General features: G+C 71.0%; 18 protein-coding genes. 9 read left to right on the top strand and 9 right to left on the bottom strand.

From position 1 onward, the window contains the following. Positions 1-129 precede the first annotated feature (129 nt). The gene (locus tag AB0M97_RS06140; protein WP_365959530.1) at positions 130-894 is read right to left on the bottom strand and encodes a GntR family transcriptional regulator; all 765 of its coding nucleotides are present in this window, start codon (positions 892-894) and stop codon (positions 130-132) included. 399 nt (positions 895-1,293) lie between these two features. On the opposite strand from AB0M97_RS06140, the gene AB0M97_RS06135 reads away from it, so the two are divergent. The 4 genes from AB0M97_RS06135 to AB0M97_RS06120 all read left to right on the top strand — a co-directional run bounded on the left by AB0M97_RS06135 (position 1,294) and on the right by AB0M97_RS06120 (position 6,510). Then, entirely contained in the window at positions 1,294-2,571 is a 1,278-nt protein-coding gene (locus AB0M97_RS06135; RefSeq protein WP_365959529.1) for an extracellular solute-binding protein, read from the top strand. Between the two features lie 82 nt (positions 2,572-2,653). Then, positions 2,654-3,640, top strand: coding sequence for a sugar ABC transporter permease (locus AB0M97_RS06130; RefSeq protein WP_365959528.1), 987 nt, complete (start codon positions 2,654-2,656; stop codon positions 3,638-3,640). Next, complete coding sequence (locus AB0M97_RS06125; RefSeq protein WP_365959527.1) at positions 3,637-4,467, top strand: carbohydrate ABC transporter permease; 831 nt, start codon at positions 3,637-3,639, stop codon at positions 4,465-4,467. Before AB0M97_RS06130 ends, AB0M97_RS06125 begins: the two co-directional genes overlap by 4 nt. 9 nt (positions 4,468-4,476) lie before the next feature. After that, positions 4,477-6,510, top strand: coding sequence for a glycoside hydrolase family 3 N-terminal domain-containing protein (locus AB0M97_RS06120; RefSeq protein WP_365959525.1), 2,034 nt, complete (start codon positions 4,477-4,479; stop codon positions 6,508-6,510). 598 nt (positions 6,511-7,108) lie between these two features. Here the strand turns inward: AB0M97_RS06120 and nagB are convergent. Next, positions 7,109-7,894, bottom strand: a complete 786-nt coding sequence (nagB, locus tag AB0M97_RS06115; protein ID WP_365959524.1) for a glucosamine-6-phosphate deaminase — start codon at positions 7,892-7,894, stop codon at positions 7,109-7,111. Positions 7,895-8,103: 209 nt separating this feature from the next. Next, on the bottom strand, positions 8,104-8,856 hold the full coding sequence (locus tag AB0M97_RS06110) for an SDR family oxidoreductase (protein ID WP_365959523.1): 753 nt from the start codon (positions 8,854-8,856) through the stop codon (positions 8,104-8,106). Between the two features lie 98 nt (positions 8,857-8,954). On the opposite strand from AB0M97_RS06110, the gene AB0M97_RS06105 reads away from it, so the two are divergent. Continuing rightward, a complete protein-coding gene (locus tag AB0M97_RS06105) occupies positions 8,955-9,590 on the top strand; it encodes a TetR/AcrR family transcriptional regulator (protein ID WP_365959522.1) in 636 nt (211 codons plus the stop codon). 485 nt (positions 9,591-10,075) lie between these two features. Continuing rightward, complete coding sequence (locus AB0M97_RS06100) at positions 10,076-11,542, top strand: PAS domain-containing sensor histidine kinase (protein WP_365959660.1); 1,467 nt, start codon at positions 10,076-10,078, stop codon at positions 11,540-11,542. Between the two features lie 208 nt (positions 11,543-11,750). Here the strand turns inward: AB0M97_RS06100 and AB0M97_RS06095 are convergent, their stop codons facing one another. After that, positions 11,751-12,008: a WhiB family transcriptional regulator gene (locus tag AB0M97_RS06095; protein ID WP_003992873.1), complete on the bottom strand. Its 258-nt coding sequence runs from the start codon at positions 12,006-12,008 to the stop codon at positions 11,751-11,753. A 319-nt stretch (positions 12,009-12,327) separates the two neighbouring features. Continuing rightward, positions 12,328-13,296, bottom strand: coding sequence for a diacylglycerol kinase family protein (locus AB0M97_RS06090; protein ID WP_365959521.1), 969 nt, complete (start codon positions 13,294-13,296; stop codon positions 12,328-12,330). A gap of 116 nt (positions 13,297-13,412) precedes the next feature. Here AB0M97_RS06090 and AB0M97_RS06085 point away from each other — a divergent pair, with 116 nt between their 5' ends. Next, positions 13,413-13,862, top strand: a complete 450-nt coding sequence (locus AB0M97_RS06085) for a hypothetical protein (protein WP_365959520.1) — start codon at positions 13,413-13,415, stop codon at positions 13,860-13,862. Positions 13,863-13,878: 16 nt separating this feature from the next. Here the strand turns inward: AB0M97_RS06085 and AB0M97_RS06080 are convergent, their stop codons facing one another. The 3 genes from AB0M97_RS06080 to AB0M97_RS06070 all read right to left on the bottom strand — a co-directional run bounded on the left by AB0M97_RS06080 (position 13,879) and on the right by AB0M97_RS06070 (position 15,944). Continuing rightward, positions 13,879-14,994 (bottom strand): RNA polymerase sigma factor SigF, encoded by a 1,116-nt coding sequence (locus AB0M97_RS06080; protein ID WP_365959519.1) that lies wholly within the window; start codon positions 14,992-14,994, stop codon positions 13,879-13,881. A 17-nt stretch (positions 14,995-15,011) separates the two neighbouring features. Then, positions 15,012-15,425, bottom strand: a complete 414-nt coding sequence (locus AB0M97_RS06075; RefSeq protein ID WP_006136266.1) for an anti-sigma factor — start codon at positions 15,423-15,425, stop codon at positions 15,012-15,014. A gap of 258 nt (positions 15,426-15,683) precedes the next feature. Beyond that, the gene (locus tag AB0M97_RS06070) at positions 15,684-15,944 is read right to left on the bottom strand and encodes a UBP-type zinc finger domain-containing protein (RefSeq protein ID WP_365959518.1); all 261 of its coding nucleotides are present in this window, start codon (positions 15,942-15,944) and stop codon (positions 15,684-15,686) included. A 60-nt stretch (positions 15,945-16,004) separates the two neighbouring features. Here AB0M97_RS06070 and AB0M97_RS06065 point away from each other — a divergent pair, with 60 nt between their 5' ends. After that, positions 16,005-17,600, top strand: coding sequence for a Na+/H+ antiporter (locus AB0M97_RS06065; protein WP_365959517.1), 1,596 nt, complete (start codon positions 16,005-16,007; stop codon positions 17,598-17,600). A 94-nt stretch (positions 17,601-17,694) separates the two neighbouring features. On the opposite strand, the gene AB0M97_RS06060 is transcribed toward AB0M97_RS06065, so the two are convergent. Continuing rightward, positions 17,695-18,645, bottom strand: coding sequence for a pyridoxal-phosphate dependent enzyme (locus tag AB0M97_RS06060; protein WP_365959516.1), 951 nt, complete (start codon positions 18,643-18,645; stop codon positions 17,695-17,697). A 358-nt stretch (positions 18,646-19,003) separates the two neighbouring features. On the opposite strand from AB0M97_RS06060, the gene AB0M97_RS06055 reads away from it, so the two are divergent. Further along, on the top strand, positions 19,004-20,410 hold the full coding sequence (locus tag AB0M97_RS06055) for a family 2B encapsulin nanocompartment shell protein (protein ID WP_365959515.1): 1,407 nt from the start codon (positions 19,004-19,006) through the stop codon (positions 20,408-20,410). The last annotated feature ends 78 nt before the right edge of the window (positions 20,411-20,488 follow it).

The following is a 20,488-nucleotide window of genomic DNA, read 5'->3' as shown; positions in this document are numbered from 1 at the left end:
CGACCGATCGCCCGGGTAATGCGCAGGAAATCTAGGTCAGGGAAGTCGCCAAACGGAACCCCTCGTCCGCATTCCGGTCCTGAGCAGCGGCGCAGCCCTTGCCGGGGGTTCTTCTTCCGTGCGGCGGGCTCAGTCCTGGGGCCGCTTGAGCCGTGCCACGAACTTGTAGCGGTCGCCCCGGTAGACCGACCGCACCCACTCCACCGGCTGGCCGTCCCGGTCCAGGGAGTGCCGGGAGAGCATCAGCATCGGCAGGCCCACGTCCGTGCCGAGCAGTCCGGCCTCGCGCGGGGTGGCCAGCGACGTCTCGATGGTCTCCTCGGCCTCCGCGAGATGGACGTCGTACACCTCGGCGAGCGCGGTGTAGAGGGACGTGTACTTCACGAGGCTGCGGCGCAGCGCGGGGAAGCGCTTGGCGCTCAGGTGCGTGGTCTCGATGGCCATCGGCTCGCCGTTGGCCATGCGCAGCCGCTCGATGCGCAGCACGCGCCCGCCGGCCGTGATGTCGAGCAGCCCGGCGAGCCGGTCGTCGGCCGTGATGTAGCCGATGTCGAGGAGCTGCGAGGTGGGTTCGAGGCCCTGGGCGCGCATGTCCTCGGTGTAGGAGGTCAGTTGCAGCGCCTGGGAGACCTTCGGCTTGGCGACGAAGGTGCCCTTGCCCTGGATGCGCTCCAGGCGCCCTTCGACGACCAGTTCCTGCAGGGCCTGGCGGACGGTCGTGCGCGAGGTGTCGAACTCCGCGGCCAGCGTGCGCTCCGGCGGGACGGGAGTGCCCGGTGCCTGCGTCTCCGTCATGTCGAGCAGGTGCTTCTTCAGTCGGTAGTACTTGGGCACGCGCGCGGTACGGACGGTCGCCCCAGCCTCGTTCTCCGCACTGCTGACGTCGGTGCTCATGCTCTGCCTTCCCGGCTTCGAGTGCCGAAGCGACCGACACCCCATCGGCCACGGCTCACATCGTGGCACGGCCGCCCGCGGGGATGGTCCCCGCAGGCTCCGTGATCTCCCCTGTATACCGCCGGGACCCCCGTTGGTCTAGTCCACACGGCCGGTGCGGCGCGGTGGTCCACCGCCGCAGTGGTACGTCCGATGTGTCGCTTGCGGAATGAAAGATCCTTGCATATCTCGGTCGCATCACGGACCGCGACAGCCCGCAGGAACACCCTTGACAGGCCTATTGGTCTGGGCCAAGCTCCCCCTACTGGTCTACACCATTGGTCCAGGTCCCGGCCCCATGGGCGGTCGTCAGTCACCGCGGGGAGCAGGGGGGTTTGTGGCATCCCTGAGGAGGGTGGCGTGAAGCGCAAGCTGATATCCGCGATCGGTGTCGCGGGCATGATGGTCTCCATCGCGGCGTGCGGGGGCGACAGCGGCAGTGAAGAGAAGAAGGCCGGGGCGGACGGCTACAAGGGCCAGACCCTCACCGTGTGGGTGATGGACGGCTCGTCGCCGGATCAGTGGCAGAAGGACCTGACCGCCGAGTTCGAGAAGAAGACCAAGGCCAAGGTCAAGTTCGAAGTCCAGCAGTGGAACGGCATCCAGCAGAAGCTGACCACCGCCCTGTCGGAGGAGAACCCGCCCGACGTCTTCGAGATCGGCAACACCCAGACCCCGGCCTACGCCAAGACCGGCGGCCTCGCCGACCTGGGCGACCTGAAGGCCGAGATCGGCGGCGAGTGGACCGAGTCCCTCAACGAGTCGTCCGTCTTCGAGGGCAAGCAGTACGCGGCGCCCTGGTACTTCGCCAACCGCGTCGTCCTCTACAACAAGGAGATCTGGGCCGACGCCGGCATCAAGGGCACCCCGAAGACCCGTGACGAGTTCTACGACGCCCTGAAGACGATCGGCGAGAAGACCGAGGCCGAGCCGATCTACCTGCCCGGCCAGAACTGGTACCACTTCGTCGGCCTGGCCATCGGCGAGGGCGCCGAACTGGTCAAGAAGGACGGCGACAAGTACGTCTCCAACCTCGACGACCCGAAGGTCGCCGCCGCCATGGAGACCTACAAGAAGTTCCAGTCCCTGTCCAAGGCACCCAAGGACAAGGACGAGGCCACCCCGCAGCAGGGCGAGGTCTTCGGCAAGGGCAACGTCGGCGCCTTCATCGGCATGGGCTGGGAAGCCGGCATCGCGATCAAGGCCAACCCGAAGATCGAGAAGGAGATCGGCTACTTCACCATCCCCGGTGCCACGGCCGACAAGCCCGAGGGCGTCTTCGTCGGCGGCTCCAACCTCGCCGTCGCCGCGGGCAGCAAGAAGCAGGAGCTGGCCAAGGAGTTCCTGAAGATCGCTCTCTCCGACAAGTTCGAGGGCCAGCTCGCCAAGCTCAACGGCGTCATCCCGAACAAGGAGTCGCTGCAGAGCAACCTCAAGGGCAACGCCGTCGCCGAGGCCGCCGCGCCGGCCGCCGCGGGCGGTGGCACCACGCCGCTGATCCCGGAGTGGGCCGCCGTCGAGAACGCCCCGAACCCGATCAAGACGTACATGACCGCCGTTCTCAACGGCAAGTCCCCGGCAGCCGCCGCCAAGCAGGTCGAGGACGAGTTCAACAAGCGCCTGGCACAGCAGCAGTAGGGGAGCTCGAGCCGGGGCGGGGCCGCCGTCGCGCGGCCCCGCCCCGGCGACCGCAGGCAGGTCGAGAAGAGAGATCGCGAGCATGACCGTGCAGACCGAACGGCCGCCCTCCGGCCCGGCGGACGTCCGCAAGGCGGACGGCGGGGGAGCCGGCCGACCCACACCGCGAGCCGCGTCACGCGCCGGCGCGCTCGCCCCGTACCTCCTGCTGCTGCCCGCCTGCGCGGCCACCGTGCTGCTGCTCGGCTGGCCGCTGCTGAAGGACGTGCTGCTGTCGTTCCAGAACCTCAACATGACGCAGCTGATCCAGCACGTCACCGAGTGGAACGGCGTCGACAACTACAAGGAGGTCCTCACCGGCGAGGACTTCTGGCGCGTCACCCTGCGCTCGATCCTGTTCACGGCGGTCAACGTCGTCCTGATCATGATCGCGGGCACCCTGGTCGGCCTGCTGCTCGCCCGGCTCGGCAAGCGGATGCGGGTCACGCTGCTGCTCGGCCTGGTCCTGGCCTGGGCCATGCCCGTGGTCGCCGCCAGCACCGTCTACCAGTGGCTGTTCGCCCAGCGCTTCGGTGTCGTCAACTGGGTGCTGGACAAGCTCGGCTGGCACTCCATGGCCGACTACAGCTGGACCGGCAGCCAGATGTCGACCTTCTTCGTCGTCACCCTGCTGATCGTGTGGATGTCGATCCCGTTCGTCGCGATCAACCTCTACGCGGCGACCACCACCATCCCCAACGAGCTGTACGAGGCCGCGGCCCTGGACGGCGCCGGGGCGTGGCGCAGCTTCACGACCGTGACCATGCCCTTCCTGCGGCCGTTCCTCTACGCGACGACGTTCCTCGAAATCATCTGGGTCTTCAAGGCGTTCGTGCAGGTCTTCACCATCAACGGCGGCGGCCCCGACCGGCTCACCGAGATCCTGCCCGTCTACGCCTACGTCGAGGGCGTCGGCAACCAGCACTACGGCATGGGCGCGGCGATCGCCGTCCTGACCATCCTGATCCTGCTCGGCCTCACCGCCTACTACCTGCGGATCGTGCTCAAGCAAGAGGAGGACGAGCTGTGAAGCGCTCACTCTTCGGCCGCCTGTGGCCCAACGCCACGGCCGTCGTCCTGTTCGTCGGCTTCGTCTTCCCCGTCTACTGGATGTTCGCCACGGCCTTCAAGCCGACCGGCGACATCATCTCCGAGGACCCGGTCTGGTTCCCGACCGACGTCACCTTCGAGCACTTCACCACCGCGACCGACGCCGACCACTTCTGGACGTTCGTCACCAACTCGCTGACCGTCACCGTCCTCGCGGTCGTCTTCTCGCTGGTCATCGCGCTGGCCGGGGCCTTCGCCCTGGCACGGATGCGGTTCAAGGGGCGGCGCGGCTTCATCATCGGCTTCATGCTGGCCCAGATGGCGCCCTGGGAAGTCATGATCATCGCGATGTACATGATCGTGCGGGACGCCTCGATGCTGAACAGCCTCGTGCCGCTGACCGCCTTCTACACGATGATGATCCTGCCCTTCACGATCCTGACGCTGCGCGGCTTCGTCGCCGCCGTCCCCCGGGAACTGGAAGAGGCCGCCATGGTCGACGGCTGCACCCGCAACCAGGCCTTCCGCCGGGTGATCCTGCCGCTCCTCGCGCCCGGCCTCATGTCCACGTCGATGTTCGGCTTCATCACCGCCTGGAACGAGCTTCCGCTGGTCCTGGTCCTCAACAAGGAGGCCGAAGCCCAGACGCTGCCGCTGTGGCTGACCAGCTTCCAGACCGTCTTCGGCAACGACTGGGGCGCCACCATGGCCGCCTCGTCCCTCTTCGCCATTCCGATCCTGATCCTCTTCGTCTTCCTCCAGCGCAGAGCCGTCAGCGGCCTGACCGCCGGCGCCGTGAAGGGATAACGCCCCCCGATGACGACATTCGCCAGCGGAACCGACACCCTCACGCGCGACGCGCTGACGGTCCTCCAGCCCGGGTTCACCGGGACCACCGCGCCCGACTGGCTGCTGCGCCGCCTCGGCGAGGGCCTCGCCTCGGTCGGCCTGTTCGGCCGCAACATCGCCTCGCCCGAGCAGCTCGCGGCCCTCACCGCCCAGCTGCGCGCGGAGCGCGACGACGTCCTGGTCGCCATAGACGAAGAGGGCGGTGACGTCACCCGCCTGGAGGTGCGGACCGGTTCCTCCTTCCCCGGCAACCACGCGCTCGGCGCGGTGGACGACGTGGAACTGACCCGGGAAGTGGCCGCCGAACTGGGCCGCCGCCTCGCGGCCTGCGGAGTCAACTTCAACTGGGCCCCCTCCGCCGACGTGAACTCCAACCCCGGCAACCCGGTCATCGGGGTCCGCTCCTTCGGCGCCGACCCCGCCCTGGTCGCCCGGCACACCGCCGCCTACGTCACCGGCCTGCAGTCGGTGGGCGTCGCGGCCTGCACGAAGCACTTCCCGGGCCACGGCGACACGGCCGTCGACTCCCACCACGCGCTGCCGCGCATCGACGTGGGCGCCTCGGTGCTCACCGACCGCGAACTGGCCCCCTTCCGCGCCGCCATCGCCGCCGGCACCCGCGCGGTGATGAGCGCCCACATCCTCGTCCCCGCGCTGGACCCGGAACGTCCCGCCACCCTGTCCCGGCGCATCCTGACCGACCTGCTGCGCGGCGAACTCGGCTACGACGGCCTGATCGTCACCGACGGCATGGAGATGCAGGCCATCGCCGGCACCTACGGCATCGAACGCGGCAGCGTCCTCGCCGTCGCGGCCGGCGCCGACGCCATCTGCGTGGGCGGCGGCCTCGCCGACGACGAAACGGTACGGCGCCTGCGCGACGCCCTCGTGGAAGCCGTCCGCACGGGCGAACTCCCGGAGGAGCGCCTGGCCGACGCGGCAGAACGCGTACGCCGCCTGGCCCGCTGGACAGCGGCGGCGGCAGCGGGCACCACCGCGGAGCCGCGGCCTGCGGGGGGTGCCGGCTCGCGGCAGGCGGCGAGGGCTGGTCAGGTACGGCTGAACGGGGCCGAGGGCCGGGAGCGGGGTGCGGCTGGTGCCCTCGGGGTGCCGACTGCGACCGGTGGCCTTGTGACGCCGGGCAACGTCGATGACCCGGTGGCGGCGACTGTGGGGGCCGGCTTCGGGGCGCCGACTGCGACCGGTGACCCTGTGGCGGCGGCTGCGGCTGATGGCTTCGGGGTGTCGGCCGGCGCCGGTGAGTCTGTGGCGGCGGCTGGGGCTGATGGCTTCGGGGTGTCGGCCGGCGCCGGTGAGTCTGTGGCGGCGGGTGTGGGTGACGGCCTCGGGGTGTCGGTTGCCGCCGGTGCCCCGGTGGCGCCGAATGTGGACGACGGCCTTGAGGTGCCAGCCGGCGCCGCTGCCCCTGTGGGGCCGGCTGCCGCTGGTGGTCCCGTGGCGCCGACTGCCGCTGACAGCCTCGTGACGCCGGGCGCCGTCGGTGACCCCGTGACGCCGACCGGCGCCGACGACCTCACGGCACCGGTTGCCGCCGACGACCCAGTGGGCCTGCACGCCGCGCGCCGGGCGCTTGTCGTGACCGGCGCCGACGGGTTCACGCCGCTCACCGAGGCGCCCTACGTCGCCGCGCTCACCCCCGTGGCGAACATCGCCGTCGGCGACGAGACGCCATGGGGCGTGGCAGCGGAACTCTTCCACCTGCTCCCCGGCACCGAGACGGGCAGCTTCGCCGGAGCGGACGCCGGGCACGACGCGCTGGCGGCGGCCGGGCCCCGCCGCATCGTGGCCGTCGTCCGCGACGAACACCGCCACCCCTGGATGGCGGCGGCCCTCGACACCCTGCTCGCGGCCCGCCCCGACACCGTGGTGGTCGAAATGGGCGTCCCCCAGGCAGCCCCCCGCGGCGCTCTCCACATCGCCACCCACGGCGCGGCCCGAGTCTGCGGCAGGGCAGCGGCGGAGATCATCGCGGGCGCGTGAACGCATGCTGCGCAGGGCCGAGCCGATCGTGCTGCCGAGGCGCCGTTCCGCATAGGGGCGGCGCCTCGGCGGTGGGGCGGTGGGAGGCCCTTGCACAGCTTGGCGCCAGCGGCAGTCACCGGCCTCCCGCAGTCTGGCGCCGGCCGAAGTCACCGGCCCCCCCTGCCCCGCGCCAGCGAAAGTCACCGGGTCTCCGCAGCATGGCGCCAGTGGAGTCGCCGGGTCTCCGTAGCCTGGCGCCGACGGAAGTCACCGGTTTCCCACAGCTCGGCGCCGACCGAACGCACGGCCTCCCACAGCCCGGCGCCGGCACAAGGCACCGGCTTCCCGCAGCCTGGCGCCGGCACAAGGCACCGGCTTCCCGCAGTCTGGCGCCGGCCGAAGTCACCGGCCTCCCCCCCGCCCCGCGCCAGCACAAGGCACCGATTCAGCCCGTCGCCAGCCAAGGCATCGGCTCTCCCCAGCCCGGCGCCAGCCAAGGCACCGGCCTGCCACCCCCCGTCCCCAGCCGAGCAAACCCACCCCCACCCACCCCCGCACAAGCAGAAGGCGCCGGTCCCCCCGGAACCGGCGCCTTCTGCCCGTGGTGGGCGGGGCGTCAGATCCCCTGCCAGTCCGGCTTGTTGGCGTACGTGTGGCGGAAGTAGTCGGCCAGCTTCAGCTTGCTCGCGGCGGCCTCGTCGACCACGACCGTCGCGTGCGGGTGCAACTGCAACGCCGACGCCGGGCACACCGCCGCGACCGGTCCCTCGACGGTCGCCGCGACCGCGTCGGCCTTGCCCTCGCCGGTCGCCAGCAGCACCAGGTGCCGCGCCTCCAGGATCGTCCCGATGCCCTGCGTGATGACGTGGTGCGGCACCTGCCCGATGTCGCCGTCGAAGAAGCGCGCGTTGTCCACCCGGGTCTGCTCGGTCAGCGTCTTGATCCGTGTGCGCGACGCCAGCGACGAGCACGGCTCGTTGAACCCGATGTGCCCGTCGGTCCCTATCCCGAGCAGCTGAAGGTCGACCCCGCCGGCCTCGGCGAGCGCCCTGTCGTACGCCTCGCACGCCCTCTGCACGTCCTCGGCCGTGCCGTCCGGGCCGAGGAACTTGTCCATCCCGATGCCGAGCGGCTCCAGCACCTCGCGCCGCAGCACCGAGCGGTACGACTCCGGATGGTCGGCCGGCAGCCCCACGTACTCGTCGAGCTGGGCGATCCGCACCCGGGAGGCGTCCACGGCACCGGAGCGCGCCTTGGTGGCCAGCGCCTCGTACACGGGCAGCGGCGTGGACCCGGTGGCCACGCCGAGCAAGGCGTCGGGCTTGCGCCGGAGCAGCTGCGCCATGGCCTCGGCGACGAGCTCGCCACCGGCCTTGGCGTCCGGAACGATGACAACTTCCACGCTGGGCCTGCCGATCTGGAAAGGGGACTCAACTGGACCCGTAGGGGCCATGTGGTTTAGACCAATCTAGCAGGCTGGGCCCCTCCCTCCCAGCGTTCCCACCCCCTCGCCACCCCGCGACCGGACGCCACCGGAACCGGCACCGCAACAGTCGCCGCGCCCCGGACCGCACCGGCCACGGCGCCGCCCCGGAACCGGCCCACCACCCCCTACGGAATCGACCCCCCTGTCGCATCCACCCAGCTCCCCGTCACCCACCGCCCCGCGTCCGACGCCAGGAACGCCACCACGTCCGCCACGTCGGCCGCCGTCCCCACCTGCCCGAGCGCCGATATCGCCTCGGCCCGCGCCCAGCCGTCCTCCGTCCCGCGCAGGAACGGGGCCGTGTTGTCCGTGTCGATGATCCCGGGCGCCACCGAGTTGACCCTGATGCCCCGCCGTCCCAGCACCTTGGACAGGTCCCGGGAGAGCACGTCCAGCGCGCCCTTCGTCATCGCGTACGCCATGTTGTGCGGCATGACCGCGGTCCGGGCGAGGCCCGAGGAGATGTTGACGATGCGGCCGCCGTCACGCAGGCGCGTCATGCCGTGCTTGACGATGAAGAAGGGCGCCCTCACGTTCACCGCGAACAGCCGGTCGTACTCCTCCTCCTCGATCTGGTCGATCGGCCGGGAGCTGCCGATCCCCGCGTTGTTCACCAGGATGTCCAGCCCGTCCGCGTGCCGGTCGAACTCCGCCCACAGCGCCTCGGCGTCCCCCGGCACGCCCAGTTCCACCCCGACGGTGAACGCCGAGCCGCCCGCCGCCTCGATCGCGGCGACCGTCTCCTTCGCCGCCGCCTCGTCCCTCCCGTAGTGCACCCCGACCCGCGCGCCGTCGCGCCCCAGCCGCTCGGCGATTCCCCGCCCGATGCCCCTGCTCGCCCCCGTGACGAGAGCCGTCCTGCCCTTGAGCACGCCCATGTCGGCGCCCCCTTCGCATTTGTTTAGCGGTCGCTACAGAAAAAAACCGTACAACAGTCCGCCGACACTTCTCTAGTGCCCGCTATAAAATCCCCTCCATGGTGAGCAGCAGCGAGAAGACCGGCGGGACGGCGACAGGCGGTCGCCGGACCCGCGGACGCCCCCGTTCCTTCGACCGCGCTACCGCCCTGGAGAAGGCCCTCATGGCCTTCTGGGAGCACGGCTACGAGGCGACCTCCGTCTCCGACCTCACCCGCGTCATGGACATCGGCGCCCCGAGCCTCTACGCGGCCTTCGGGGACAAGCGCTCGCTCTTCGAGGAGGTTGTGCGGGAGTACGGCGAGAAGTACGGCTCCTTCGCCGAGCGGGCCCTGGCCGAGGAGCCCACCGCGCGGGCCGGCGTCGAGCGGATGCTGCGCGAGGCCGCCGCCGTCTACACGCAACCGGGCCGTCCGCACGGCTGTCTCGTCATCCACGCGGCCGCCAACTGCTCGACCCCGGAGATCGAGGAGGCCTTGCGGGAGCGGCGCAATGCGAACATCGCCGCGTTCAAGAGCCGTATAGAAGCCGACGTCGCCGCAGGTCTGCTCCCTCCGGACACGGACGCCGGAGCCCTCGCCCGGCACACCGGCGCCATGATCCAGGGCATGTCCCAGCAGGCGCGCGACGGCGCGAGCCGGGCCGAACTCGAAGGGCTCGCGGAAATTGCCCTGTCCATCTGGCCCCGCACATGACCGGACAGGGTTAGGCTTTGCGCGGTGCTGGGACGTCCGACCAGTCGGCGGAATGGGACGCGAACTCACATCCTCCGACGCATGGACACGGACAGTGGTCTAGTCCACAATGTCCGCAGAGGCACTGTGACACGAGGTGAACGCAAGGCTTCCGCTCTCCCCGCACAGGAGGGCGGACCGAGGAACCGGAGCTCTCTGCCCTGACTGCCCCGGCTCCTCATCCTTCGGCCGACCGGGACCGCACACCCCACGGCCGATATTGCTCCGGGCTGCGGTGCCGGGAGGGTTGAGGGTCCCTCCCAGGCGCCGCGGCCCGCGGGTGTTTCCGGGCCCGTGACAGCCGGCCGAACCGCCCGCAGCGCCACAAGAGCGGCACCCGTCCGCGGCCGCGCTCGAGAAGTCGGCGAAACGGTCTGCAGCGGCGCCTGAGCGGCTGATTTCCAGCGGTGTCCGAACCGCCAGGTACGCTCGCACTCGTGCCGTCCATGAACGAACTCGTACGCCAGCACACCGGCCTCGACGATTCCGATCTCGAGTGGCTCCACCTGCTGGTCTCGGAGTGGCAGCTGCTCTCCGACCTCTCCTTCGCCGACCTGGTCCTGTGGGTCCCCACCCGCGACGGCACGCGCTACGTCTCGGTCGCCCAGATGCGCCCCAACACCGGCCCGACGTCCTACCAGGACGACATGGTGGGCCACCTCGTCCCGCGAGGCCGCCGCCCCATGCTGGACGCCGCCCTCGACGAGGGCCGCATCGTGCGCGAGGGCGACCCCGAGTGGCGGGAGGAGGTCCCCGTCCGGGTGGAGTCCATCCCGGTGCGGCGCGACGGCCGCGTCCTCGGGGTCATCGCCCGCAACACCAACCTCCTCACCGTGCGCACGCCGAGCCGCCTGGAGCTCACCTACCTCCAGAGCGCCTCCGACCTCGCCCAGATGATCGCCGCCGGCGCCTTCCCGTTCGCCAACCAGCAGGTCGACATGGACGCCTCGCCCCGCGTCGGCGACGGCCTGATCCGGCTGGACGCGGACGGCATCGTGCAGTACGCCTCACCGAACGCGCTCTCCGCCTACCACCGCCTCGGCCTCGCCGCCGACCTCGTCGGCCACCACCTCGGCAGGACCACCGCCGAACTGGCCCCGTCACGCGGCCCGGTGGACGAGGCGCTGGCCAAGGTCGCCAGCGGCTGGGCGCCCCGCGAGTTCGAGATCGAGTCCGCCGAGGGCGTGATCCAGTTCCGCGCGATCCCGCTCAAGCCCAAGGGTCCCCGCATCGGTTCGCTGGTCCTGCTCCGGGACGTGACGGAACTGCGCCGCCGCGAGCGCGAATTGATCACCAAGGACGCGACCATCCGGGAGATCCACCACCGGGTGAAGAACAACCTCCAGACGGTCGCGGCCCTGCTCCGCCTCCAGGCCCGCCGCATCGAGTCCGAGCGCGGCCGTGAAGCGCTCGAGGAGGCGGTGCGCCGGGTCGGCTCGATCGCCATCGTCCACGAGACGCTGTCCCAGAACCTGGACGAGCGCGTGGAGTTCGACGAGATCGCCGACCGGGTTCTGGCGATGGTCGCCGAAATCTCACCCGGCAAGGTCACCGGCCGGCGCACCGGACGCTTCGGCATCCTCGACGCCGAGGTCGCCACCCCGCTGGCCATGGTGCTGACCGAGATCCTGCAGAACGCGCTGGAGCACGGTTTCCGCCAGGGCGACACCGGCACGGTCGAGGTCTCGGCGGTCCGCGGCGGCACCACGAAGCAGGCCCGCCTCCTCGTCACCGTCCAGGACGACGGCGTCGGCCTGCCCGAGGGCTTCGACCCGCACCGCGCGGGCAACCTCGGCCTGCAGATCGTACGGACGCTGGTCGTGGGGGAGTTGGGGGGAACGTTCGACATGGTCCCGGCGCCGGAGCGCGGGACGCGCGTGATCCTCGACATTCCGGTGTCGGCCGACAAGTAGCCGGGCGCCCCCGGACAGCAGTGAGCCCCGGACCACTGGGTGGTCCGGGGCTTAAAGCTCTTGCTTGCTGTACAAGCGCGATGTGGGTCCCCCCTGCTCGAGCGGAGCTTGGGGAGCATCGGGGGTACTGCGCGCTGCGGCTCGGGGGCGGGAGATGCGTACTCGCTGTACGCGCCGCCAAGCTCAGGCTGTTAGCGGGGCGGGTAGGTCAGGCGGAGGCCTGACGGGCCCGGTTGCGGGCGGCGCGGCGCTTCATTGCGCGGCGCTCGTCCTCGCTGAGACCACCCCAGACGCCGGAGTCCTGACCGGACTCGAGCGCCCACTGCAGACACTGCTCGATCACCGGGCAGCGGCGGCAGACGGCCTTGGCTTCCTCGATCTGCAGCAGCGCAGGACCGGTGTTGCCGATGGGGAAGAAGAGCTCGGGGTCTTCCTCGCGGCAAACGGCGTTGTGACGCCAGTCCATGGCTGCTACCTCTCCTTGGTATTACGTGCAGGGATGCTTGTGAATGTGAACGCTTTCACGAATCCCTCAACAGGTGAAGGGCCGACCGCCGGGTTCCCTGGCGTGGTCCTTGGTTTGAAGAGGGGTTCCGGTGATCTGTGGAGGCCGGTGTTGCGGGCCGTCCCGATCGCCACGTAGAGACTCGCAAACCTCGGCGGCGGATACAACCCCTTCTGGAAAGTTTTTTTTGATTCTTCGGTGTCGACTAGGTCACAGCCGTACTTCCATGGGGTGGACCCTGGCCTAAACGTTCGAGTGAAAGGATTTTGGCCTTTTCTGCTCACACAATCACACGCAGTGCACGGCGTACACCTGTGAACGTCACGCTCGTACGCAGCCCCAGGTGGTCACCGTCCATCTGGAGGGGGAGCGGGGCCTTCGAATGCAAGGTAAACCGGGTCTGGTCGTGCAGTGTGACCGCGTGCTTGCCGTGCGGGCCGCGCTGCGGGGACGAAGCGAGCAACTGCGTGCCATACCGGGCAACCGTCCTCGTGGAAAGCCGGCTCAGGCCGAATACGTCGAGGCCCGTGTCGAACGAGGCTTTAGGCGACGCGTAGATCGGGCGATTCCCCAGAAACGTCCACGGAGAGGTGTTCGAGACTATGGACAGCACCAGATCGGACACCGGCTCCGCGCCGTCCCGCTCAAGCGTGATGTGACCGTGTCTCCGGTTCGGCTCGCCGAACAACTGGCGTACCACCTGGCGCACATAGAGGGCGTGCGTCGACTTCTTGCCGCGCTCCCGGTGCTGCTCCACCCGCCCCACCACACCGGCGTCGAAACCGAGCCCGGCGTTGAAGGTGAACCAGCGGGCGGGCACGCCCTCGTCCTCCGTGCCCGGCGTGCCCGAGGTCAGGCCCAGGCCGACCGTGCGCTCCCGGCCCTCGCGCAGCGCGTCCAGCAGGGCACCGGTCGCCTCCACGGCGTCGTTCGGCAGGCCGAGCGCGCGGGCGAAGACGTTGGTGGAGCCGCCGGGGACCACCGCGACGCCGGGCAGGTGCTCCGGGTCCGGGCCGGCGTGCAGCAGGCCGTTGACGACCTCGTTGACCGTGCCGTCACCACCGAGGGCCACGACCAGGTCGACGTCCGAGCTCTCCGCGGCCTGCCGGCCCAGGTCGCGCGCGTGGCCGCGGTACTCGGTGGTGACCGCCTCCAGCTTCATCTCGCTGGCCAGCGCGTGGATCAGTACGTCGCGTGTGCGCGCACTTGTGGTGGTTGCCGCCGGATTGACCACGAGAAGAGCACGCATGAGGTGCAGCGTACCTACTGGGTGGTACCCGGCCCAGACCGAGGGGCGGATCCGGTCACCCGCCGGGGCTGTGAGCCTGCGGCCGCAGCGCGGGCGACGGCGGCTACCCTGCAAGGGTGAGCAGCGAGCAGATCTCCACGACCCCCGACAACAGCGGCCCCCGCCCGCCCCGCCTGACGTACGCCGCGGCACTCGTCGGCCTCGAAGGGCTCGCGCTGCTCGTCGGTGGCGCCTGGATGCTCGTCCTCGGCGTGACGGGACACCCGGACGACCGGCAGCAGGCCGTCACCGGGGGAGTCACGCTGATGGTGATCTCGCTGCTGCCGCTGCTCGCCGCCCGCGGCCTGCTGGCCTGCCGCAGCTGGAGCCGGGGCCCGGCCGTCGTGACGCAGCTCATGGCGCTGCCCGTGGCCTACAACCTGCTGCAGGCCGACAGCGTCGCGATCCCGGCGGGCATCGCCCTCGCGGTCGTCGCGGTCGCCGCGCTGGTGCTGCTGGTCAACCCGGCGACGACCCAGGCCCTCGGCATCAGGGGACCGGGCCGCGCCCAGGACGGCGAGCGCTAGCACCGCCCGGGGCGCTCTACTCCTCCACCAGCAGCTTCTCCCGCAGCTGGGCCAGCGTCCGGGCCAGCAGCCGGGACACGTGCATCTGGGAGATCCCGACCTCCTGCGCGATCTGCGACTGCGTCATGTTGCCGAAGAAACGCAGCAGCAGGATGCGCTTCTCACGCGGCGGCAGGTCCTCCAGCAGCGGCTTGAGCGATTCCCGGTACTCGACGCCCTCCAGCGCCTCGTCCTCCGCGCCGAGGGTGTCGGCGACCGCCGGGGACTCGTCGTCGGTGTCGGGGACGTCCAGGGACAGCGTGGAGTAGGCGTTCGCCGACTCCAGCCCTTCCAGGACCTCCTCCTCCGAGATCGCCAGCTTCTCGGCGAGCTCGTGCACCGTCGGGGAACGGCCGTGCTGCTGCGACAGCTCCGCCGTCGCCGTCGTCAGCGCGAGCCGCAGCTCCTGGAGCCGGCGCGGCACGCGCACCGCCCAGCCCTTGTCGCGGAAGTGCCGCTTGATCTCGCCGACGACCGTCGGGGTCGCGTACGTCGAGAACTCCACGCCGCGGTCCGGGTCGAAGCGGTCGACCGACTTGATGAGGCCGATCGTGGCCACCTGCGTGAGGTCGTCCAGCGGCTCGCCGCGGTTGCGGAAGCGGCGTGCGAGGTGCTCGACGAGCGGCAGGTGCATGCGGACCAGCCGGTTGCGCAGCTCCGCGTACTCCGGGCTGCCGTCCGGCAGCGTGCGCAGCTCCAGGAACAGGGCCCGCGCTCCGCTGCGGTCGTGCGGGTCGTGCCGCGCGCTCTGCGCGTCGTCCTCGGAGTTTCGCTCGTGCTCGCTCATCGTCCCGCCCGTCGCCCTTCCCCGAGCCCCCGCCTCCTTCCCCGCCCGCTGTCCCGCGCGCGTGGGAGGGCCGTCCTGGGCGGGGGAGACCCCGGTCCGCCCGTCCGCAGGCGCGCTCGGCGCGGCACCCTCCCGGCCTTCCCGCCCGTCGCCCGGCAGGACGGGCGTGGTGGCCTCGTCCTGCGGATGGGGCCGGGCCTGCTCGGGGATGCCGTCGATGCCGTCCATGTGCCGGGATCCGCTCGCGCTGCCCGCGGCCGAACCCCCGGCCGGCAGCTCCCGTGTGCCGCGCTCTTCGTCCCGCACCGGCCCGTCCCCGTTCCTCACGCCGGCCCGGGTCCCGCGCCGCGCTGTTTGTAGAGGCTGATCGAAACGGTTCTGTCCTCGTCCACGGCGGAGGAGACCTTGCCCGCGAGCGCGGACAGAACGGTCCAGGCGAAGGTGTCCCGCGAGGGCGCATGACCGTCCGTGGTCGGCGCCGAGACGGTGACCTCGAGAGAGTCGTCGACGAGCCGGAACACACAACTGAGCACCGAGCCCGGCACGGCCTGCTGGAGCAGGATCGCGCACGCCTCGTCGACGGCGATGCGCAGGTCCTCGATCTCGTCGAGGGTGAAGTCCAAGCGGGCCGCGAGACCGGCCGTGGCCGTGCGCAGCACCGACAGGTAGGCACCCGCGGCCGGCAGCCGGACTTCGACGAAGTCCTGGGTCGCGGGCTCGCCTGCGATCTGGGACACCCTCACCTCCATGGTGGTACAAGCGTTGCAGGGCCGAGGGTCGCCCCCCGGAGTAACGCGATACGTGGTTCAGCGATGACGCTATCGCGCTCCGAACTTTCCTGTCCCCGGGACCCCAACCCCTTGCTGTCACTCATAGTAAACACACGGATACGCTCCGTGGCTAGGGGTCTGCGGGCCCAATTGGGAAGAGCACGCGCCGCTTTGACGTACCCGGACGTCAGACGGTCGAACCGTCCCGGCGCGCTGTGATCCACTTCAGACCAGTACGTGATCGACGAAGCACCAGCGCCAGCTCTCGCCCGGCTCGAACGTCCGCACCACCGGATGACCGGACCGTTGGTGGTGCCGGGTCGCGTGCCGTCCCGGCGAGGAGTCGCAGCATCCGACGTGGCCGCAGGTCAGGCACAGCCGCAGCTGGACCGGGTGGGTGCCCTCCGCGAGGCACTCCGGACAGGTCTCGGTCAGCGCCTCGGGTTCCGGGTGCGGCAGCGCGTCGGCGTGCGTGCACTGTTTCATGATTGCCAGGTTACGACGGCTGTGCGCAGGGCCGCGCGGACAAAGAGGGCGGGCGGGACGATGGACGTGATGCCACTGCTGTTGCTGGTGGCGGGCAGTGCGGCGGTCGCCGCGGCCGGCCGGCGCACCCCGGTGCCGGCGCCGCTGCTGCTGGTCGCCGCCGGCCTGGCGGTCAGCCGCCTGCCCGGCGTGCCGGACTACGCCCTCGACCCGCACATCGTGCTGCCGCTGCTGCTGCCCCCGCTGCTGCACCTGGCGGCCACCGACAGCTCGTACCTCGATCTGCGGGCCCAGATCCGGCCGGTGGCGCTGCTGTCCGTGGGCTACGTGCTGTTCGCGACCTTCGCCGTCGGCTGGGCGCTGTACCTGATCGTGCCGGACCTGCCGCTGCCGGCGGCGCTGGTGTTCGGCGCGGTCGTCGCACCGCCGGACGCGGTCGCGGCCACCGCGGTGGCGCGCCGGGTCGGGCTGCCGTCACGGATCACCACCATCCTTCAGGGCGAGTCACTGCTCAACGACGCCACCGCGATCACCGCCTTCAAGGTGGCGCTGGCGGCCGCCGTCGGCGCGGGCGCGACCTGGACCGGGGCAATCGCCGAGTTCCTGATCGCGGCGATCGGCGGCGTCGGCGTCGGGCTGGTGCTGATGCTGCCGATCCACTGGCTGCGCACGCACGTGCGTGAAGCCCTGTTCCAGAACACGCTCTCCCTGCTGATCCCGTTCGTCGCCTACGCGGCGGCCGAGCAGGTGCACGCCTCCGGGGTCCTCGCGGTCGTGGTCGTCGCCCTCCACCTCGGACACCGCGCGTGGGAGGTCGACTTCGCCACCCGGCTCCAGGAGGAGGCGGTGTGGAAGATGGTCGCCTTCGTCCTGGAGTCGGCCGTGTTCGCGCTCATCGGACTGCAACTCCCGGTGGTTCTCAGGGGACTCGGCGAGTACGGGGGAGCCGAGGCCGTCTGGTACGCGGTCGCCGTGTTCCTGGTGGTCGTGGCGGTGCGGTTCGTGTGGGTGTACCCGGCGACGTTCCTGCCGCGGATGCTGTCGGGGCGGATCCGCGCGCGGGAGGAGAACCCCACCTGGAAGGGCCCGGCCGTCACCTCGTGGGCCGGCATGCGGGGCGTGGTGTCGCTCGCCATCGCCTTCTCCATCCCGCTCACCGTGCACGGCGGCGAGCCCTTCCCGCAGCGCAACCTCATCCTGTTCCTGACCTTCACGACCGTCATCGGCACGCTGGTCGTGCAAGGGCTGACGCTGCCCCCGCTGATCCGGCTGCTGAAGTTCCCCGGGCGCCACCAGCAGGCCGAAACGCTCGCCGAGGCGAACGCCCAGGCCCAGGCCTCCCGGGCCGCCGAACAGCGCCTGGACGAACTCCTCGCCGACGAGCGCAACTCCCTCCCGGGGCCGCTCGCCGACCGGCTGCGCAGGGTCCTGGAACGTCGCCGCAACGCCGTGTGGGAGCGCCTCGGGCAGGTCAACCCGGTCACCGGCGAGACCGCGGACGACACCTACCGGCGGCTGGCGAGGGAGATGATCGCCGTCGAGCGTGAGGTGTTCGTCAAGCTGCGGGACGGCCGGCACATCGACGACGAGATGCTGCGGACCCTGCTGCGCAGGCTGGACCTGGAAGAGGCGGCGGCGTACCGGGCGGCGGGGTGAGGCGCGGCGCCGAGGACGCGCCGCTCAGCCGCACCGAGGGCGGGCAGCTCAGCCGCGCCCAGGAGGCGCCGTTTCCGCACCGGGCGCGGGCAGTTCAGGAGAAGGGGCGGCCGGTGATCACGGCCGCCAGCGTGGTCCCGCGCGGGAAGGCGCCCTCGCCGGCCAGGGCGACAAGGGCATACAGCAACTTGGCGACATAGAGGCGCTCCACGGGCAGGCCGTGGCGCTGCTCGAAGTCGTCGGCGAAGGCGTCCAGTTCGGGGGTGGTGCGCGCGTAACCGCCGAAGTGGAAACGCTCGTCGAGGGACCAGGAGCCGCAGCGGCTGCCGAAGGCGCGCTCCTGGAGGGCCTGTATGCCGGGGCCGAGGAAAGCGCCCTTGAGGACCGGTATGCCGAGCGCGCGGCTGCCGGGCGGCAGTCCGGCGGCGAGCCCGGCCAGGGTGCCACCGGTGCCGCAGGCGACGGCGGCCACGTCGGACCGGCCGGCCAGTTCCGCGCCGAGGTCCCGGCAGCCGCGCACCGCAAGGTGGTTGCTGCCGCCCTCGGGAACCACGTACGCGTCCTCGGCGCCCGCCGCGCGCAGGACGGCCGCCAGCACCTCCGGCTCGGTCTTGCGGCGGTACGTCGTCCGGTCGACGAAGTGCAGCCGCATGCCGTCGGCCGCGCACCGCGCCAGCGAGGGGTTGAGGGGACGGCCGGCCAGTTCGTGACCGCGCACCACACCGACCGTGGGCAGGCCGAGCAGCCGTCCCGCGGCGGCCGTGGCCCTGAGGTGGTTGGAGTAGGCGCCGCCGAAGGTGACGACGGTCCGGCCGGCCGCCGCCGCGAGGTTCGGCGCCAGCTTGCGCCACTTGTTGCCGATCAGCTCCGGGTGGATCAGATCGTCCCGCTTCAGCAGCAGCCGCACGCCGTGCCGCTCGAAGCGCGCGTCCCGGACCTCCCGCACCGGCGAGGGCAGCCGAGGGCGCAAGGTGGTGAGCGCGGGCGCGGAGTCGGGGCCGTGAGAGCCGTCGGAGCCGTCGCGTCCGGCGTCAGGGCTGGGCATGGCGTCATTGTCCCCCGGCCGGGCACCGGCGCGGAACGGGCGGCCGAGACCTGGTGGACCTGCGGCGCGCAGGCGGTGGCCGGCGGAGTACCGCCCACGTCAGGTGGGTCCTCGCGCGCTGCCGAAGGGGCGCTGGCGACAGGTTCCGACGGGCTGTCACCAGGCCGGGCGGGCTCGCCGGGCCGGTGGGCGCGGACCGCTCCGGTCGGCGGGAACTCCAGTTCTGCCCAGGCACAGGATGATCCATTCCCGCTCTTTCGTGTAATAGCACAAGCACTCTGCGCGGTGGAAGGCTTGTCCCGCACAGCGATGCACGGCGCACTTCTGCGCCGGAGCACGACCGGGAGGGCAATTCTCTATGTCGGTAGGCGATGAGGTCCGCACTGAGGACATGAGGCCGCAGCAGAGCCTCAGTACGGCGGCAGCGCGGAACCTGGCCACCACGACCAAGTCCGTGCCGCAGATGCAGGAGATCAGCTCGCGCTGGCTGCTGCGCATGCTGCCGTGGGTGGACGTACAGGGCGGCACGTACCGAGTGAACCGGCGACTGACCTACGCCCTCGGGGACGGACGGGTCACCTTCGTGAAGACGGGTGACCGCGTCGAGGTCATCCCCGCGGAACTGGGCGAACTGCCCGCACTGCGGTCGTACGACGACGAGGAGGTGCTGTCGGAACTGGCCAGGCGCTGCCGCCAGCAGCGCTTCGCCCCGGGCGAGCTGATCGCCTCGTTCGGCAGCCGCGCCGACGAGGTGTACCTCCTCGCGCACGGCAAGGTCGAAAAGATCGGCACGGGCCCCTACGGCGACGACGCGGTCCTCGGAGTCCTCGCCGACGGCGCCTACCTCGGCGACCATGCCCTGCTCGACGCCGACCCCATCTGGGAGTACACGGCCCGCGCGGTCACCGCCTGCACGGTCCTCGTGCTGCCCCGGGAAGACGTCGAGCTGGTCGCGGAACGCTCGGAGTCCCTGCGCCGGCACATCGAGCAGCAGCGCTCGATCCCCCAGGAGCGCACCAACAGGTACGGCGAGAAGGAGATCGACCTCGCCGCAGGCCACTCCGGCGAGCCGGACATCCCGCACACCTTCGTCGACTACGAGGTATGCCCGCGGGAGTACGAACTGAGCGTCGCTCAGACCGTGCTGCGCGTGCACACACGCGTGGCCGACCTCTACAACCAGCCCATGAACCAGACCGAGCAGCAGCTGCGGCTCACGGTCGAGGCGCTGAAGGAGCGCCAGGAGCACGAGCTGATCAACAACCCGGACTTCGGGCTGCTGAACAACTGCGAGTACGACCAGCGCATCCAGCCGCACGACGGCGCGCCGAGCCCGGACGACCTGGACGAGCTGCTCAGCAGGCGGCGCGGCACCAAGCTGCTCTTCGCCCACCCGCGCGCGATCGCCGCGTTCGGCCGCGAGCTCAACAAGCGGGGACTCGTCCCCGAGACGATCGACGTCGCCGGCAACCGCATCCCCACCTGGCGCGGCGTCCCGATGTACCCGTGCAACAAGATCCCGGTCACCGAGGCCAGGACGTCCTCGATCATCGCGATGCGTACCGGGGAGGAGGACCAGGGCGTCATCGGGCTGCGGGCCACGGGCGTGCCGGACGAGATTGAGCCCAGCCTGTCCGTGCGGTTCATGGGCATCAACGAACAGGCCATCATCAAGTACCTGGTGACGGCCTACTACTCGGCGGCGGTGCTGGTGCCGGACGCGCTCGGCGTCCTGGAGAACGTCGAGATCGGCCGCTGGGAGTGACCCCGCCCGAGACGGCACGGTGTCCCCGTCCTCCGGGACGGGCACACCCCCTGGGCGTTCGCCCGGGGGCAGTGGCCG

The sequence above is a fragment of the Streptomyces sp. NPDC051207 genome (assembly GCF_040682395.1).
GTDB lineage: Bacteria > Actinomycetota > Actinomycetes > Streptomycetales > Streptomycetaceae > Streptomyces.
Note: the sequence above shows the minus strand (reverse complement) of the source record. Positions and strands in the feature narration are given on the sequence as shown.